This window comes from [Clostridium] citroniae WAL-17108 (assembly GCF_000233455.1).
Lineage (GTDB): Bacteria > Bacillota > Clostridia > Lachnospirales > Lachnospiraceae > Enterocloster > Enterocloster citroniae.
Genome location: NZ_JH376421.1, coordinates 534116 through 551628, shown reverse-complemented (window position 1 = coordinate 551628; position 17513 = coordinate 534116). Strand labels below are relative to the sequence as shown.

Below are 17513 nucleotides of genomic sequence, written 5' to 3'. Positions count from 1 at the left end.
CATGACAGAGAATGTATTTGAAGCAGTCAAGCAGTCGGTCAGCACCAGAGATGCGGCAGCGTTTTATGGGATCGAGGTCAAACGAAATGGCATGGCCTGCTGTCCCTTTCACGATGATAAGAACCCAAGCATGAAGGTAGACCAGCGGTTCCACTGCTTTGGCTGCGGTGAAGATGGGGATGTGATCGACTTTACCGCAAAGCTCTTTGACCTCTCCTCAAAAGAAGCGGCGGAGAAACTGGCACAGGACTTTGGCCTGATCTATGACAGTCAGGCCCCTCCCCGCAGGAGATATGTCCGGCAGAAAACCGAGGCACAAAAGTTTCGGGAGGACCGGCAGCGGTGTTATCGCGTACTGTCCGATTACTACTATCTGCTGAAAAAATGGGAGGCCGACAATTCTCCCCGGACACTGGAGGAAGAACCGCACCCCCGTTTTGTGGAAGCAATCCAGAAAAAAATCTATGTAGAGTACCTGCTGGACCTTTTTCTGTATGAAAGTGAAGAAGAACAAAGGGCATGGATTGCAGAACACACAGCAGAAATCACACACTTGGAAAGGAGATTGAAAATCATGGCTGAGAACAAACCCACCAACCGAGAGCGGCTAAGGGAAATCACAGATGGCATCGAGCAGGGCATCAAAGAACTGTTTGAGAGTGAAAAGTATATGCGCTATCTGTCCGTCATGTCCCGCTTCCACCGCTATTCGGTAAACAACACCATGCTCATCTATATGCAGAAGCCGGACGCCACTTTGGTAGCCGGATACAATAAGTGGAAAGACCAGTTTGAGCGTCATGTTAAAAAGGGAGAACATGGCATTACCATCATCGCCCCCACACCGTACAAGAAGAAAATCGAGGAGCAGAAACTGGACCCGGATACCAAGGCTCCGATTCTGGATAAAGACGGAAAGATCATCACAGAGGAAAAAGAAATCGAGATCCCCATGTTTCGCCCGGTCAAGGTCTTTGATGTGAGCCAGACTGATGGGAAACCTTTGCCGGAGCTTGCTTCCTCCCTTTCCGGCAATGTGCCAAATTATGAGGCATTCATGGAGGCTCTGCGCCGCAGCGCACCGGTGCCGATCACTTTTGAAGCAATGGCCGCCGATACGGACGGCTATTTTTCTGCCGATCATCAGAAAATCGCCATTCGTCAGGGCATGAGTGAGGTGCAGACGGTTTCGGCCACAGTACACGAGATTGCCCACAGCAAGCTCCACAATCAGAAAAAGATTCAGATTGCCAATGACGAGCAATATCAGGAGATCGAGCTGTTTGATAAACCCGGTCTGTTCTCCAATGGGCGGATTGCCCGTGATAATCTGCCGGAGGGCGTTTATTGCTATGACCTGCGCGGTTCTGACTACGACCCCGGAGAGCCGGTCTGTGTAGAAGAACAAGTGGTTGTAAACCATGCAGGTTCCGTTCTGCTGACAGAGCCGTTGGAGCTGGCGGAAGATGGACGCCTGATGCTGACCGAGGAAGAAGGGCTGAATTTTGTTGGCGGCTTTTCTACCCTCGCCCAGTTTTTGCAAGAACAGAGGAAAGACCGCCACACGGAGGAAGTGGAGGCTGAAAGCATCTCCTACGCAGTCTGCAAATATTTTGGCATCGAGACCGGAGAAAACAGCTTCGGCTATATTGCAAGCTGGAGTCAGGGCAAGGAACTGAAAGAACTGAGAGCCAGTTTGGAGACCATCAACAAAACCTCCGGCACTTTGATCTCTGACATTGAGCGCCACTATAAGGAAATATGCAAAGAGCGTGGGATTGATCCCCATGCAAAGGCAGAGCCGGAAACCGCCCCGATAGAGCAGCCGACCGGCAATCTAACCTACTATGTAGCAGAGTGCATGGAGTTTCCAAACCTCGGAGAATACCACGATAACCTGTCTTTGGAGGAAGCTGTACGCATTTATCAGGAGATTCCGGCAGAGCGAATGAATGGGATCAAGGGCATTGGTTTTGAGCTGAAAGACGGAAGCGATTATGAAGGACCTTTTCCGATTTTGACCGGCCATACCATTGACCTGGACACCATCCAGGCAATCGACTATTATCGTGACAATCCGCTGGTACAGAAAGCGGTAAAGGAACTGGCTGCGGCCATGCCGGAAATGGAGGTGCTGGGGGCGGACGCCAACCAGCAGGAGGCTTTGTTTCTGATCGACGATGCCACCTATCTTCATATCCAGCCCTGTGACAGCGGATGGGACTACACCCTTTACGATGCTGCGTCCATGAAAGAGATGGATGGCGGTCAGCTGGATATGCCGGAACTTTCCCGCATGAAGGCAGTTCTCCAGATTTGTGATGACAACGATTTGGGCAAAGACTCGGTAAAATACGCACCGTTGTCCATGATCGAGACCTTGCAGGAAGCGGCCTATCAGCAGATGCAGGCAGAGGTCAGTCAGATGACTGCTTCTTCCCAGCTGCCGGAGGCACAGGAGCAGGCGCTGGATGAATACCCCATGCCGGATGAGCAGGTCTCCACACCGGATATGCTGAAATACGGCTACTCCTATGATGGGATGCTCCCTGTTACCAGAGAACGGGCGCTGGAACTGGATGCCGCCGGTTTGACTGTCTATGTGCTGCATGAGGACAATACGGAGAGCATGGTGTTTGACCCACAGGAGATCATGGAGCATGGCGGTCTTTGCGGTGTGGACCGTGAGGAATGGGAGAAAAGCCCTCAGTTCCATGAAAAGGTCATGGAGCGTCAGGAACATCAGCAGGAACGAGAACAGGCATTTCTCTCCCAGAATAGAGATTGCTTTGCCATCTATCAGGTAAAGCATACCGATGAATTGCGTGACATTCGCTATGAAGGGATGGACTGGCTCCGATCCATCGGGCAAGCAGTAAAGCGTGAAAACTATGATCTGGTCTATACTGCGCCGTTGGAACCCTGCAATTCTCCGCAGGCTGCTGTTGAACAGCTTTATAATCAGTTCAACAACGATCATCCGGCAGACTACCACCATCCTTCTATGAGCGTCAGCGACATCGTTGCGATCAAGCAGGACGGTAAGGTATCCTGTCATTACTGCGACAGCGTTGGTTTCACCGAGATTCCCGGATTCCTGCCGGACAATCCGCTGAAAAATGCGGAAATGATGCTGGAGGATGACTACGGCATGATCGACGGCATCATCAACAACGGCCCAAAAGAGCCGACCGTGGCGCAGCTGGAACAGCAGGCCCGCAGCGGCCAGCCAATCTCTCTCATGGATTTAGCGGAAGCTGTCCACCGGGAGGAACGGGACAAGAAAAAGTCCGTCATGGAGCAGCTGAAAAGCCAGCCCCGGACGGAACACAAAAAGACAGCGCCTAAAAAGAGCGCAGAAAGGGAGATTTGATATGGGAAACTTTACTTTTGAAGAAATGAACCTGATGTGCATTTACAACACCGGCAGCCGCACCGGGCTGATGGAGGCTCTGACCGAGATGCGCGGCGAACTTTCGCCGGAGGAAACGGAACTGAGGGAATTGACCGACAGCGCTCTTACGAAGCTCTGTGCGATGACTGATGAGAAGTTTGCCGAACTGGAGCTGTACCCGGATTTTGACCAGTAAACAACATAACCGCAGGGATGGGGTGGCGATCTGCCACCCCGCCTTTTTACCCCAAAACTGAAAGGAGGACAGAACACCATGCCAACCAAAGCTGAACTATATGCACAGATGGCGGACAAGGTGGCAACACAGCTCACGGGGAGCTGGCAGGAATGGGCAGGGTTTCTCACCACTGCTTCCCGTCTTTACAAGTACCCGTTCCATGAGCAGCTGATGATCTACGCCCAGCGACCGGACGCCACCGCCTGCGCAGAATACGATTTGTGGAATGAAAAGATGGGCCGGTATGTAAGACGCGGCTCCAAGGGGATCGCTCTGGTGGACGATTCCGGGGACAGACCCCGCCTGCGCTATGTTTTTGATATTTCCGACACCGGAACCCGTGAACATTCCCGCACTCCCTGGCTGTGGCAGCTGGAGGAGCGCCATTTGGATTCGGTGCAGGTCATGCTTGAGCGCACCTATGATGTTTCCGGTGATGACCTTGCCGGACAGCTCACCGAGGTAGCCGGAAAACTGGCTGAGGAATACTGGACGGAGCATCAGCAGGACTTCTTTTATATCGTTGACGGTTCCTTTTTGGAGGAATATGATGAGTTTAACATCGGAGTACAGTTCAAGGCAGCAGCCACCGTCAGCATCACTTACGCTTTGATGTCCCGCTGCGGACTGGAGCCGGAACGCTACTTCGACCACGAAGATTTCATGGCAATCTTTGATTTCAATACCCCGTCCACCATCGGGGCGCTGGGAACAGCGGTCAGCCAGATCAACCAGCAGGTGCTGCGGCAGATCGGCGTTACCGTCCGAAATGCAGAGCGCGAAGCCAACCAAGAAAGGAGCAAACAAGATGAACAATCCCATGACCTATATCCAGAACGGAGACTATCTGATTCCCGACCTGAAGCTGAGCCAGCAGCCGGAGAAACCCCTGGGCAAGTACGGAAGGATGAGGAAAACTTACCTGAAAGAACATCGTCCCATCCTCTACAACCAGATGTTGCTGAGCGAGAAGCTGTACCCGCACCTTCTGGAGATCGACGAGACCGCCCAGAGCAGACTGGAGCAGATGATGCCCCAGCTGGCGAAGGAAGCGGGAGCCACCGAGGAACTGAAAGCCAGCGATCCCATGAAGTGGGTGGGGCTGATGAACAACTGCAAAGCCCAGGCCGAGGAAATCCTGATGGCGGAGCTTATCAACAGCTGACTCTAAACCTGTTCCTCTCCGAAGCGGAACAGATCCAATCCATAGATGAAGCAGAGAATGTAGCGCATACATCCTCTGCTTTTTCTTTTGCCCAAAATGACATCGACCATGTGCTGCGTTTGGGCGGCAATACAGACCGTCAAAGGGAGCGTGTGGTTGCAGCCTTTGAAAAGCAGAAAACCACCGCTGAGATTTCCGAGATACTGAAAACGCTGTACCACGGCGGCAATGGCCTTGGCAGTGTGAGCGCATGGTATGCCGAGGATGGTATCCATCTTTCCCATGGGAAGTCTGTCCGTTATGACAGGTCTGCCCAGGTCATTTCCTGGGAGAGCGCCGCAGAGCGTATCGGGGAGCTTTTGGAGAGCGGCCAGTTTGCCTCCAATGTGGAGCTTGCAGAAGCGGCAGGCTATGAACGCTCCCTCCTTGCAGAAAAGCTCTGGTATCTGTACCACGATTTCAGCGAGGAAGCCAGAGAAGCAGGATATTTGTCTTGCCTGTCAGAAATCAGAGGCAATGGGTTCCCGGAGGAGACCCGCCGCCTGACGGAGCAGTTGAATGACCCGGCTTTCCGCCAGACACTCAAGGAAGAATACGCCGCCTTCTGGACTGCCTATCAGCAGGACCGTGACCTGTTGCGCTTTCATTACCATAGGCCAAGGGAAATCTGGGAGAACCTGAAAGACCTTGACCTGCCCCGCAGGACTTTTTCTTCGGACCTTTCCCAAGTGCCAACCGTCCAGCATTTCATTACAGAGGATGAGATCGACACCGCCATGACCGGCGGCAGCAGTTTTGCCGGAGGAAAAGGCCGTATCTATGCGTTCTTCATGGAAAACCATACGGATAAGGAAAAAGTGAGATTCCTTAAAGACGAGTATGGCATTGGCGGACGCTCTCATGCCCTGTCCGGCGCAACACACAGCGGCGAAGATCACGATGGGAAAGGACTGCACTATAAAAAGCAGGACTGCCCGGATGTTCACTTGAACTGGGAAAAGGTTTCCAAGCGCATTACCTCACTTGTCCAGAAAGGCCGCTATCTTACCGAACAGGAACAAGCGCAGTATGACAAGATCCAGGCTGAAAAGGATCTGGCAGAAGAAGATGCCATTCAAGCCCAGCAGCCGGAGATAGAGGAAGAAACGCCAAAGCCTACCCTTCGGGAGCAGTTTGAGCAGTATAAGCCTGTGGTGACTGCCGCCATATCTGAGGATGTGGCATATCGAAATGCCTGCGGTCATTCCGACCGTGAAAATGCTGTCATCGAGGGCAATGCCGCTGTGCGCCGTGCGGTTCTTGGCTCTAAGGATATGGAGCTGATCCGCCTTTATTCGGATGTGCCGGAGTTCCGCCAGCGCTTGCACCGGGAAGTGATCGACGAGACCTATCCAAAGCTCCATGAGCTTCTGCGCCCTCTTTCTCAGGAAGATATTGATACTGTCCTTTGTGCATGGAACGGCAATATCGAGAGTAAACACGCTGTCGTCCGCTATATGAAAGACCATGCAAGAGAGAAGGATACCGCTGCATGGCTGGCTCAGGAATACGGTGGCAGCAACAGCCCGTTCGTTGTCCGTGCCGGCAGCCCGGAGGAAACACAGCTGCCCTGGCCGAAGGTACAGCGCAGGCTTGCCCAGCTGATTCAGGAGGACCGGTTCTATACCGAAGAAGAACAGGATCGTTTTGACAATATCGACCCTATCGCCATCCGGGAAGCCCTGGAGGAAAGAGGGATTGTCAATGGACAGGTGGCAGACCCGGAAAAACTGGACAATGACTCATTTATCCAGCAGGTAATGTCGGATGTAGAGCAGATCGCAGCTGTTGAGACAGAGCAGACTTCCAAAGTTGCTATTTCCGATGAGGAATATGACGCAGTTCGCCGCCCAATTCCGCAAAGAACCTCCTATGACCCAGCCGCCCCGGTCTATGCCGTGAGCGATACCGTGTATATCGAGGATGACGCCTATCAGATCACCGAGCTGCGGGAGGACACCGTACAGCTTCTGCCCACCGGGATGGTATATCCCATCTACCGGGCAGAGCGCAAAGAACAGTTCGAGCAGCTGCTTCGGGCAGACCATCGCAATGCTTACTATACCGAGTTTCTTCCTATTGACCCGGACAAGGCAGATCAGGACTTGCGGGATGTATTGTCCCATGGACTGATGGATGAAGCAGATAAACAGCAGCTTTCCACGCTACTTCAATCTGGCAGGAGCAACAGCGAGATCGCCTACTGGCTGAGTAGAAACTATCCCCGTGAGATCGAGACCCTGAATCTGGAGACCGGCGATATTGCCGATTACCGTACCACGGCACAAGGCATGGAGCTGGAAGTCATGGATGCAGAGGAAAAGCGTCTGGCTGTGCTGTATTTCCGCTGGGATGAGGTTGCGCCTTTGCTGCGCGGGATGTATGCCCGTCAGCTGGATGGCTTTGGACAAGAACAGCCCCAACCGTCTGCCGAATCCCCAGCCTTTCATTCCGAGACCGTGGCCGTCTATTCGGGCGATAAGAACCATCTACCTTATGATGTGGTGGTGGAACGGTTGCATATTGAGGAGCCGGAGCTGCCAGCCCCTGTAACAGAGCCGGAAAAAACCTTTGAGGAAGTGTTGGATGAACACCCGGTTTCCATTCAGGTCAACGGCCAGTGGCAGACCTTCCCCAATGCCAAAGCTGCCGAGGAAGCCTCCTATGAGGAATACAAGGCTAACCTGCGCCGCAATGCACAGAACTTCCGCATTACCGATGAGCATTTGGGCGAAGGCGGTCCAAAAGCCAAGTTCCAGGCAAATGTTAATGCTATTCGTTTGCTGAAAGAGCTGGAATCTGCCGGACAGCAGGCAAGTCCCGAACAACAGGAGATTCTTTCCCGTTATGTGGGCTGGGGCGGTATTCCTGATGCTTTTGACCCAGAGAAACCGGCATGGGCTTCCGAGTATACCCAGCTGAAAGAGCTGCTGACCCCGGAGGAATATGCCGCCGCCAGAAGCTCTATCCTCAATGCCCATTACACCAGCCCTACGGTTATCCAGGCAATCTATGAAGCGGTGGGGCGCATGGGCTTTGAGACCGGAAATATTCTGGAGCCGTCTATGGGTGTGGGCAATTTCTTCGGTATGCTGCCGGAGGAAATGCGAAACAGCCGTCTGTACGGCGTGGAGCTGGACCCGGTTTCCGGGCGCATCGCAAAGCAGCTCTATCCCAAGGCGGACATCACAGTAGGCGGCTTTGAGACCACCGACAGGCGTGACTTCTTTGACCTTGCCATCGGCAATGTACCTTTCGGTCAGTATCAGGTCAACGACAAAGCCTATAACAAGCTGAATTTCAGTATTCATAACTACTTTTTCGCCAAAGCACTGGATCAGGTGCGTCCCGGCGGCGTGGTAGCTTTTGTGACCTCCCGATATACCATGGACGCCAAGGATTCCACCGTGCGCCGCTATCTTGCCCAGCGTGCTGAGCTGATGGGAGCTATCCGTCTGCCCAATGATGCGTTCAAAAAGAATGCCGGTGCCGAGGTTGTATCGGACATCATCTTTCTCCAAAAGCGGGACCGTCCGCTGGACATCGTGCCGGAATGGACTCAGACCGGACAAACGGAGGATGGGTTTGCCATCAACCGGTATTTTATCGACCACCCGGAAATGATGCTGGGCAGACAGGAGCCGGTAAGCACTGCTCATGGTATGGACTACACTGTGAATCCTATCGAGGGACTGGAGCTTTCCGACCAGCTGCATGATGCCGTGAAGTACATTCATGGCACTTATCAGGAGGCAGAGCTGCCGGAGCTGGGCGAAGGCGAAGCCATTGACACCTCCATTCCTGCCGACCCAAATGTGAAGAACTATTCCTATGCCATTGTAGACGGGCAGGTGTACTACCGGGAAAACAGCCGCATGGTGCGCCCTGACCTCAACGCCACCGCCGAAGCCCGCGTGAAAGGTCTTGTGGGACTGCGTGATTGTGTGCAGGAACTGATCGACCTTCAGATGGATGCAGCGGTTCCAGACAGCACCATTACCCAAAAACAGGCGGAACTGAACCGGCTCTATGATAGCTTTTCTGCCAAATACGGTCTCATCAACGACCGTGCAAATCGGCTGGCCTATGCAGATGATTCTTCCTATTACCTGCTCTGTGCGCTGGAAGTTATCGACGAGGACGGAAAGCTGGAGCGCAAGGCGGATATGTTCACCAAACGGACCATCAAGCCCCATCAGGCAGTGGCTACTGTGGATACAGCAAGCGAAGCACTGGCGGTGTCCATCTCGGAAAAAGCCTGCGTAGATATGAGCTATATGAGTCGGCTTAGCGGAAAAACAAAAGAAGAACTGGAGGGAGAACTGCAAGGTGTGATCTTCCGTGTACCAGGACAGCTGGAACAGGACGGATCGCCCCATTATGTGACTGCTGATGAATACCTTTCCGGCAATGTACGCCGCAAACTGCGTCAGGCGCAGCGGGCGGCACAGCAGGACTCTTCTTTTGCAGTCAATGTGGAAGCTCTTACCGCCGCCCAGCCCAAAGACCTGGATGCGTCGGAGATCGAGGTGCGTCTGGGCGCTACCTGGATCAACAAAGAATATATCCAGCAGTTTATGTATGAGACCTTCAACACCCCGTTTTATCTCCAGCGCAGTATCGAGGTCAACTATTCGTCCTTTACCGCTGAATGGCAGATCAAGGGGAAATCTTCTGTATCCTACAACGATGTGGCAGCTTATACCACCTATGGAACCAGCCGTGCCAATGCCTACAAGATCTTGGAGGACAGCTTAAACCTGCGTGATGTGCGAATTTATGACACCATTGAGGATGCAGACGGAAAAGAGCGCCGCGTGCTGAACGCCAAGGAGACCACTCTGGCTGCCCAAAAGCAGCAGGCTATCCGGGAAGCCTTCAAGGACTGGATCTGGAAAGATCCGGAGCGCCGCCAGACTCTGGTGCGCCAGTACAACGAAGAAATGAACTCCACCCGTCCCCGTGAGTATGATGGCAGCCACATTACCTTTGGCGGCATGAACCCGGCCATTACCCTGCGGGAACATCAGAAAAGCGCTATCGCCCATGTGCTGTATGGCGGTAATACCCTGTTGGCGCACGAGGTGGGAGCGGGCAAAACATTTGAGATGGTAGCTGCTGCTATGGAAGCCAAACGCCTGGGCTTGTGCCAGAAATCTCTTTTTGTGGTTCCAAACCACCTGACCGAGCAGTGGGCGTCGGAGTTTCTGCGCCTCTATCCCTCCGCAAATATCCTTGTCACAACCAAAAAGGACTTTGAGACCCATAACCGCAAGAAGTTCTGCGCCCGTATCGCGACCGGTGACTACGATGCCATCATCATGGGACACAGCCAGTTTGAGCGTATCCCCATCAGCCGGGAGCGTCAAGAACGGCTTCTCTATGAACAGATCGACGAGATCACCGAGGGAATCGCAGAGGTGCAGGCCAGTGGCGGCGAGCGTTTTACCGTCAAGCAGCTGGAGCGTACCAAGAAATCGTTGGAGGCCAGACTGGAAAAGCTGCAAGCCGAGGGGCGAAAAGACGATGTGGTAACCTTCGAGCAGCTGGGTGTGGACCGGCTGTTCGTGGACGAGGCCCACAACTATAAAAACCTGTTTCTATACACAAAAATGCGGAATGTGGCAGGCTTATCCACATCGGACGCGCAGAAATCCTCCGATATGTTTGCCAAGTGCCGCTATATGGATGAGATCACCGGAAACCGTGGCGTGATTTTTGCCACCGGAACCCCGGTCAGCAACTCCATGACCGAGCTTTACACCATGCAGCGTTACCTTCAGTATGAACGCCTGCAAGAGCTGAACATGACCCACTTCGACTGCTGGGCTTCCCGATTTGGGGAGACCGTCACAGCATTGGAGCTGGCACCGGAGGGAACCGGCTACCGGGCAAGAACGAGATTCAGCAAGTTCTTTAACCTGCCTGAGCTGATGAACCTGTTCAAAGAAGTGGCCGACATTAAGACTGCTGATCAGTTAAATCTCCCTACCCCGGAAGTGGAATACCACAACATCGTGGCACAGCCTACTGAACATCAGCAGGAAATGGTCAAGGCCCTTTCGGAGCGCGCATCGCAGGTACACAGCGGCAGCGTTGACCCATCAGAGGACAATATGCTCAAAATTACCTCGGATGGCCGTAAGCTGGGGCTTGACCAGAGGATCGTCAACCAGATGCTCCCAGATGAACCCGGCACAAAGGTCAATCAGTGCGTAGAGAACATCATGCAGATCTGGCGGGATGGCGAAGCTGACAAGCTGACCCAGCTGGTGTTTTGCGACATTTCTACACCACAGGCAAAAGCTCCTGCAAGCAAGGCGGCGAAAACACTGGATAATCCACTGCTTCACGCATTGGAAGGCGCTGTGCCTCTGCCGGAGCAGGAACCGGCATTTACGGTATATGACGATATTCGTCAGAAACTCATTGTCCAGGGGATGCCTGCCGACCAGATCGCTTTTATCCATGAAGCCAATACCGAAGTGCGGAAAAAGGAGCTGTTCTCCAAAGTTCGTACCGGTCAGGTGCGTGTACTTATGGGCAGCACTGCCAAGATGGGCGCAGGCACCAATGTGCAGGACCGTCTGGTGGCACTTCATGATCTGGATTGTCCGTGGAGACCCGGAGACCTCGCCCAGCGCAAGGGCCGTATCGAGCGCCAAGGCAACCAGAATCCCCTTGTCCATGTGTACCGCTATGTGACCGAAGGAACCTTTGACGCATACCTCTGGCAGACGGTGGAGAATAAGCAGAAATTCATTTCCCAGATCATGACTTCTAAATCGCCGGTGCGCTCCTGCGATGATGTGGATGAAACCGCCCTCAGTTTTGCCGAGATCAAGGCTCTGTGCGCCGGAGACCCCCGTATCAAAGAGCGTATGGATTTGGATGTGGAAGTATCCCGCCTGAAGCTGATGAAAGCCGACCACCAGAGCAAGCAGTATCGTCTGGAGGACCAGCTGCTCAAATACTTCCCGGAGGAGATTGAAAAGCACAAGGGCTTTATCAAGGGCTTTGAATCTGATCTGGAGGTTTTGGCAGCTCACCCGCACCCGGAGGACGGCTTTGCCGGTATGGAGATCCGTGGAGATCTGCTGACCGATAAGGAGAACGCCGGTGCTGCCCTTTTGGATGCCTGCAAGGAGGTCAAAACCTCCGATCCGGTACAGATCGGCAGCTACCGGGGCTATGCCATGTCCGTGGAATTTTCCGCTTGGAAACAGGAATATACGCTCCTGTTGAAAGGCCAGATGACCCACAGGGCAACCCTTGGTACAGACCCTCGCGGAAATCTTACCCGCATCGACAATGCCCTCGCCCAGATGCCACAGCGTCTGGAGGCGGCAAAGGCCCAGCTGGATAACCTTTGTCAGCAGCAGGCTGCCGCAAAGGAGGAAGTTGGAAAGCCATTCCTTTATGAAGAAGAACTGAGAAGCAAAAACGCCCGTCTGGTGGAGCTGGATACCCTGCTCAACATCGACGGAAAGGGACCGGCACACGATGAAGCTGTCGTTGCCAAAAGCACACGGCCTTCGGTATTGGATCATCTGAAACGCCCGGTGCCGCCCCGCAGTACTGACAAGAAACCAAAACAACATGAGGAGGTGCGATAACATGAATACCAACGATTTGAATATGGCCCTTTATGAAAAGATGGCCGCTGAGCAGGACAAATACAGGGACTGGCTGAAAAGCCAGCCCCCGGAAGAAATTCTGCACCACACCTATGAGTACACCATCCGTGAGGACATCGTGATGGCGATGGAGGAACTGGAGCTGACCGATGCCCAGGCAGAGGCGCTTTTGGAATCTCCCTCGCCGCTGGCGGATGTGTACCGCTATTTTGAAAAGCTGGAGACCGGCCACATGGATGTGATCCGGGACAGCATTGAGAACCGTGCCAATGATGTGTGCAGAGCTAAAGAGGAACTGCGAACAACACCGGTCTATCCCCACTCTGCCGCCTATGCGAGAGAACATGGGGAGCTGGAGCAGTACCGAGCTTTCAACAATGTAAATCTCCAATGCAAGGAGTCCATTGAAGCGGCGGTGCGGGAACACTTCGACGGAATGTATCTCAGTCACGATGCGGCAAAGGGTGTGATCGAGACCTATGGCATGGAGCGTGTGGCTTTGGTTCTGGCCAACACCGTCCAGCTTCAGGACTGGGATGGGCGCTACTCCCGACGCAATAAGGAATGGGCTAAGACCATTCCCAACGAGAACCCCGAAACCGTCCGTTGTGGTTATGTCCTGAACAGCCACCCTGCTGTACTGGATGGCTTTATTGATCTGGTGCGTGAAGAACAGCAGCGTAGCCGTACTCAGGGAGAAAAACTGCAACCGTCCCGTCCCTCAGTACGGGATAAGCTCAAACAGGAGCTGCCGGCCCATAAGCCCGCCGCCTCAAAGAAACGGGAGCCGGAGCGATAACTATGGCAAAGCGTAAGCGGGATATGCAATTAAACTTTAGAGTTTCAGCGGAGGAGCTTGCTGTGATTGAGCAAAAAATGTCTCAGTTTGGAACCTCCAACCGTGAAGCCTATCTAAGAAAAATGGCGCTGGATGGGTATGTAGTCAAGCTGGAGCTGCCGGAGCTGAAGGAGCTTGTTTCCCTGATGCGCCGAAGCAGCAACAACTTAAACCAGCTGACCCGTAAAGTGCATGAGACTGGGCGGGTTTATGATGCTGACTTGGAGGATATATCCCAGCGGCAGGAACAGTTATGGGAGGGCGTAAAGGAAATCCTTACCCAGCTTTCCAAACTTTTATAACGGGGATAGATACTCCATTTGCGGAGGGAGGAACGGCATTACTTCGCTGCTCCTCTCTCCGCTTTTTCTTTTTATCGGTATCCTTGTCTTTTGCCTGCCCATGCCGGATAATATGATTAGAAAAGATACCAAGAACGCTGCAAGGAGGAAATGACATGAAGATTTTGAAAGGGCTTTTGATGATTATAACTGCACCGGTCATTTTGGTTCTGACACTTTTTGTCTGGCTCTGCACAGGGCTGATCTACATATCCGGTCTGGTGCTCGGCCTGTTCAGTACCGTGATTGCTCTGCTTGGTGTGGCTGTGCTGCTTACCTATTCCCCGCAGAATGGTGTGATTTTGCTGGTTATGGCATTTTTGATTAGCCCTATGGGGCTGCCGTTGGCTGCAATCTGGCTGATGGGTAAGGTGCAGAGTTTGAAATTTGCAATTCAGGAGTTGGTTTATGGATAAAAATACGCAAAACCATAAAAATGCCAGACACCGTCTGTTAAATTTGGAAAGAGAAACTATATATCCACGACTTTACTTTTGAACTAATATCGCGTATAATATTAGTGCGAAAGGAAGTGATATGATGGGACAATTTGAACAGCTGGATCAGATGCTAACAGAACAAGAAGGAATGCTGCGAACATCGCAGGTCGTATCTTCTGGAATTTCAAAGCCGGTATTTTATGATTATGTGCGTTCACGAGATTTGGATAGAGTCGCACATGGGATTTATCTGTCCAAAGATTCCTGGGTGGATGCCATGTATCTGCTTCATTTGCGATTTGAACAAGCAGTATTTTCACATGAAACAGCTTTATTTTTTCACGATCTGACAGATCGTGAACCAATAGAATATACAGTTACGGTCAAAACTGGATGCAATCCAAGCAAAATGAAAGCAGAAGGCATTCAAGTTTTTACGATTAAAGCAGACTTACATGATGTAGGACTTACAACAGCGAAAACTCCGTTCGGGCATACTGTGCCGGTTTATGATATGGAGCGAACAATCTGTGATTTGCTCAGAAGCCGTAGCAGAATTGAAATTCAGACCTTTCAGGGAGCACTGAAAGCGTATGCCCGTAGAAAAGATAAGAACCTGCGAGCTTTAATGCAATATGCTGGGATGTTCAAGGTGGAAAAAATTTTACGACAGTATTTGGAGGTACTTTTATGATAAAAACAGCAAGACAGCTTAAAGATTTAATACGAAACCTTTCCAGAGAAAAATCCGCAGATGCTCAGATTTTAATGAGGAACTACATGATGGAGCGTTTTTTGGAGCGTATTTCTCTTTCTGAGTATCGTGATAAGTTTATCTTGAAGGGTGGTATGTTGGTAGCGGCTATGGTTGGATTGGATGCCCGCTCTACGATGGATTTGGATGCAACCATAAAAGGAGCTAATGTTAATGTGGAGGATATTGAGAATCTAATTTCATCAATCGTAACTGTTCCGATTGATGATGGTGTTAAATTTCAGCTGAAAAGTATTTCGGAGATTATGGATGAAGCAGAGTATCCGGGGATTCGTGTCAGCATGAGTACAACATTCGATGGTGTAGTGACCCCTTTGAAAATTGATATTTCTACGGGAGATGCAATCACTCCAAGAGAGGTTCGGTATTCATTCAAACTTATGCTGGAAGATCGCTCCATTGATATTTGGGCTTATAATTTAGAAACTGTGCTGGCAGAAAAACTGGAAACCATTATTACTAGAACCACAACCAATACCCGCATGAGAGATTTCTACGATATTTACATTTTAGAACAGCTGCATGGAACCACGCTGAACCCGAAAATTTTACATGATGCGCTTCTGGCAACTGCTCATAAACGGGGATCGGAGAAGTATCTTAACCAGGCTGAAGAAGTTTTTGACGAAGTGGAAAATGATTCGGTTATGCAAAAACTTTGGGAGGCATACCGTAAAAAGTTTTCTTATGCTTCTGATTTGGAATGGGATGTGATTATGAAAGCAATTCGCAGGTTATATGTTCTTTGTGAGAAGGGCATCAGCTTATGAAAAAGCATGGACACTATTGTAAAGTTTGTGGTGAATACAAAGCCAACGAAAATTTTTCAGGCAAAGGTCATGCATCCCACATTTGTAAATCCTGTGCTTCGCTACCAGCAGAAAAGCAGGCTGAACTGATGACACTGAATCGTCTTTTGAATCTTCCATGGAGGCTATCGAAAGAGCAGTTGTCCTGGCTGAAAAATCGACTAAAGAATAGGCGGCCTGATGTCCGTGCATTGGCGCAAGAGCAATATGAAATGAGATTTCCACCAAGACACTTAGAAGATGATGAGTTCAATTTTTTCGATGAAGAAAGTTTTATAGAATAGTGAAAGCGGTCTGCTATGGCAGGCCGTTTTCTTTTCGGGAAGGAGGTCTGACCTATGGCAACCACAAGAATCATGCCGCTTCATGTCGGCAAGGGCCGCACAGAAAGTCGGGCGATCAGTGACATCATCGACTATGTGGCCAATCCCAAAAAAACAGATAATGGCAGGCTCATTACCGGCTATGCGTGTGACAGCAGGACTGCGGATGCAGAGTTCCTTCTGGCAAAGCGGCAGTACCTTGCCGCGACCGGACGAGTGCGAGGTGCGGATGATGTGATCGCCTATCATGTGCGCCAGTCGTTCCGCCCCGGTGAGATCACACCGGAGGAAGCCAATCGGCTGGGTGTGGAATTTGCCAAGCGATTCACCAAGGGCAATCATGCCTTTGTGGTCTGCACCCACATAGACAAGTCGCACATTCACAATCACATTATCTGGTCATCGGTCAGCTTAGAATATGACCGGAAATTCCGAAACTTTTGGGGCAGCACCAAGGCAGTCCGACAGTTAAGTGACACCATCTGCGTTGAAAACGGACTATCCATTGTGGAGAATCCGAAACCTCACGGAAAGAGCTATAACAAGTGGCTGGGCGATCAGGCAAAGCCCTCTCACCGAGAGCTGCTGCGTGTAGCGATTGACAACGCATTATCACAAAGTCCTGCTAATTTTGAGGAACTGCTGAAGCTGCTAAAAGAGTCCGGCTGTGAAGTATCAAAGCGCGGAAAATCGTATCGTTTGAAACTCCCCGGCTGGGAGAAAGCCGCCCGAATGGACAGCCTGGGCGAAGGATATGGATTAGATGATTTGCAGGCGGTTCTCTCCGGGAAGAAAGCGCATACCCCACGAAAGAAAATAGTTACACAGGCAGAGACGCAGAAGGTCAATCTGCTGGTGGACATTCAGGCAAAATTGCAGGCTGGAAAAGGTGCTGGCTATGCTCGATGGGCCAAGGTGTTCAACCTCAAGCAGATGGCGCAGACCATGAATTACTTGTCAGAGAATAACCTGCTGGAGTATGCGGTTTTGGAAGAAAAGGCTGCGGCTGCCACGGCACATCACAATGAGCTTTCGGCGCAGATCAAAGCGGCTGAAAAGCGCATGGCAGAGATTGCTGTTCTGCGTACTCACATTGTAAATTATGCCAAGACCCGTGAGGTCTATGTGGCATACCGCAAGGCAGGCTACTCTAAGAAATTCCGGGAGGAACATGAGGAAGAAATTCTGCTCCACCAGGCTGCTAAGAATGCCTTTGATGAGATGGGCGTCAAGAAGCTGCCCAAGGTCAAAGAGTTACAGACGGAGTACGCGAAATTGCTGGAAGAAAAGAAAAAGACCTATGCCGAGTACCGGCGTTCCCGTGAGGAAATGCGGGAGCTTTTAACGGCAAAGGCCAATGTGGATCGAGTGCTGAAAATGGAGGTAGAACAGGATGTTGAAAAAGAAAAAGACCACGGCCAGCGATAAGCTGGTCCTGGTCAAAAGCGTTCGTAGAACGCGCAGCCACAGAATGAAATTCTGTGTTCAAAGGGGCTTGGGGGCACTGCCCTCAA

12 protein-coding genes are annotated in these 17513 nt (G+C 51.6%); 11 read left to right on the top strand and 1 reads right to left on the bottom strand.

What is annotated here, in order from left to right; genetic code table 11:
- The first annotated feature begins 1 nt into the window (after nucleotide 1).
- On the top strand, nucleotides 2–3373 hold the full coding sequence (locus HMPREF9469_RS12470; RefSeq protein ID WP_007862387.1) for an LPD28 domain-containing protein: 3372 nt from the start codon (nucleotides 2–4) through the stop codon (nucleotides 3371–3373).
- Nucleotide 3374: 1 nt separating this feature from the next.
- Nucleotides 3375–3590: a transposon-transfer assisting family protein gene (locus tag HMPREF9469_RS12465; RefSeq protein ID WP_007862384.1), complete on the top strand. Its 216-nt coding sequence runs from the start codon at nucleotides 3375–3377 to the stop codon at nucleotides 3588–3590.
- A gap of 96 nt (nucleotides 3591–3686) precedes the next feature.
- On the opposite strand, the gene HMPREF9469_RS32940 is transcribed toward HMPREF9469_RS12465, so the two are convergent.
- Nucleotides 3687–4454 (bottom strand): hypothetical protein, encoded by a 768-nt coding sequence (locus tag HMPREF9469_RS32940; RefSeq protein WP_227884285.1) that lies wholly within the window; start codon nucleotides 4452–4454, stop codon nucleotides 3687–3689.
- Between HMPREF9469_RS32940 and HMPREF9469_RS32935 the strand changes: the two genes are divergently transcribed.
- From HMPREF9469_RS32935 to HMPREF9469_RS12425, 9 genes are all read left to right on the top strand, one after another.
- On the top strand, nucleotides 4453–4797 hold the full coding sequence (locus HMPREF9469_RS32935; RefSeq protein ID WP_430734168.1) for a TnpV protein: 345 nt from the start codon (nucleotides 4453–4455) through the stop codon (nucleotides 4795–4797). The two genes, HMPREF9469_RS32940 and HMPREF9469_RS32935, sit on opposite strands and share 2 nt — an antisense overlap.
- Nucleotides 4798–5573: 776 nt before the next feature.
- Nucleotides 5574–12452 (top strand): SNF2-related protein, encoded by a 6879-nt coding sequence (locus HMPREF9469_RS12460; protein ID WP_330363665.1) that lies wholly within the window; start codon nucleotides 5574–5576, stop codon nucleotides 12450–12452.
- 1 nt (nucleotide 12453) lies between these two features.
- The gene (locus HMPREF9469_RS12455; RefSeq protein ID WP_002588978.1) at nucleotides 12454–13272 is read left to right on the top strand and encodes a DUF3848 domain-containing protein; all 819 of its coding nucleotides are present in this window, start codon (nucleotides 12454–12456) and stop codon (nucleotides 13270–13272) included.
- A 2-nt stretch (nucleotides 13273–13274) separates the two neighbouring features.
- Nucleotides 13275–13613 carry a plasmid mobilization protein gene (locus tag HMPREF9469_RS12450; RefSeq protein ID WP_002588979.1) on the top strand — a complete coding sequence of 113 codons (339 nt, stop codon included), beginning with the start codon at nucleotides 13275–13277 and terminating at the stop codon, nucleotides 13611–13613.
- A gap of 155 nt (nucleotides 13614–13768) precedes the next feature.
- Complete coding sequence (locus tag HMPREF9469_RS12445) at nucleotides 13769–14068, top strand: CD1845 family protein (RefSeq protein ID WP_002588980.1); 300 nt, start codon at nucleotides 13769–13771, stop codon at nucleotides 14066–14068.
- A 124-nt stretch (nucleotides 14069–14192) separates the two neighbouring features.
- Nucleotides 14193–14786 (top strand): type IV toxin-antitoxin system AbiEi family antitoxin domain-containing protein, encoded by a 594-nt coding sequence (locus HMPREF9469_RS12440; protein ID WP_425474077.1) that lies wholly within the window; start codon nucleotides 14193–14195, stop codon nucleotides 14784–14786.
- A complete protein-coding gene (locus HMPREF9469_RS12435; protein WP_002595844.1) occupies nucleotides 14783–15637 on the top strand; it encodes a nucleotidyl transferase AbiEii/AbiGii toxin family protein in 855 nt (284 codons plus the stop codon). Before HMPREF9469_RS12440 ends, HMPREF9469_RS12435 begins: the two co-directional genes overlap by 4 nt.
- Nucleotides 15634–15960: a hypothetical protein gene (locus HMPREF9469_RS12430; RefSeq protein WP_038270897.1), complete on the top strand. Its 327-nt coding sequence runs from the start codon at nucleotides 15634–15636 to the stop codon at nucleotides 15958–15960. Before HMPREF9469_RS12435 ends, HMPREF9469_RS12430 begins: the two co-directional genes overlap by 4 nt.
- Nucleotides 15961–16014: 54 nt before the next feature.
- A complete protein-coding gene (locus HMPREF9469_RS12425) occupies nucleotides 16015–17427 on the top strand; it encodes a relaxase/mobilization nuclease domain-containing protein (protein WP_002588983.1) in 1413 nt (470 codons plus the stop codon).
- Nucleotides 17428–17513 lie beyond the last annotated feature (86 nt).

Coding starts and splice junctions, on each gene's coding strand:
- HMPREF9469_RS12430 (WP_038270897.1), top strand. CDS start 15,634: ATGAAAAAGCATGGACACTATTGTAAAGTTTGTGGTGAATACAAAGCC.
- HMPREF9469_RS12455 (WP_002588978.1), top strand. CDS start 12,454: ATGAATACCAACGATTTGAATATGGCCCTTTATGAAAAGATGGCCGCT.
- HMPREF9469_RS12435 (WP_002595844.1), top strand. CDS start 14,783: ATGATAAAAACAGCAAGACAGCTTAAAGATTTAATACGAAACCTTTCC.
- HMPREF9469_RS32940 (WP_227884285.1), bottom strand. CDS start 4,454: ATGGGATTGTTCATCTTGTTTGCTCCTTTCTTGGTTGGCTTCGCGCTC.
- HMPREF9469_RS12460 (WP_330363665.1), top strand. CDS start 5,574: ATGACCGGCGGCAGCAGTTTTGCCGGAGGAAAAGGCCGTATCTATGCG.
- HMPREF9469_RS12470 (WP_007862387.1), top strand. CDS start 2: ATGACAGAGAATGTATTTGAAGCAGTCAAGCAGTCGGTCAGCACCAGA.
- HMPREF9469_RS12445 (WP_002588980.1), top strand. CDS start 13,769: ATGAAGATTTTGAAAGGGCTTTTGATGATTATAACTGCACCGGTCATT.
- HMPREF9469_RS12450 (WP_002588979.1), top strand. CDS start 13,275: ATGGCAAAGCGTAAGCGGGATATGCAATTAAACTTTAGAGTTTCAGCG.
- HMPREF9469_RS12425 (WP_002588983.1), top strand. CDS start 16,015: ATGGCAACCACAAGAATCATGCCGCTTCATGTCGGCAAGGGCCGCACA.
- HMPREF9469_RS12465 (WP_007862384.1), top strand. CDS start 3,375: ATGGGAAACTTTACTTTTGAAGAAATGAACCTGATGTGCATTTACAAC.
- HMPREF9469_RS12440 (WP_425474077.1), top strand. CDS start 14,193: ATGGGACAATTTGAACAGCTGGATCAGATGCTAACAGAACAAGAAGGA.
- HMPREF9469_RS32935 (WP_430734168.1), top strand. CDS start 4,453: ATGACCTATATCCAGAACGGAGACTATCTGATTCCCGACCTGAAGCTG.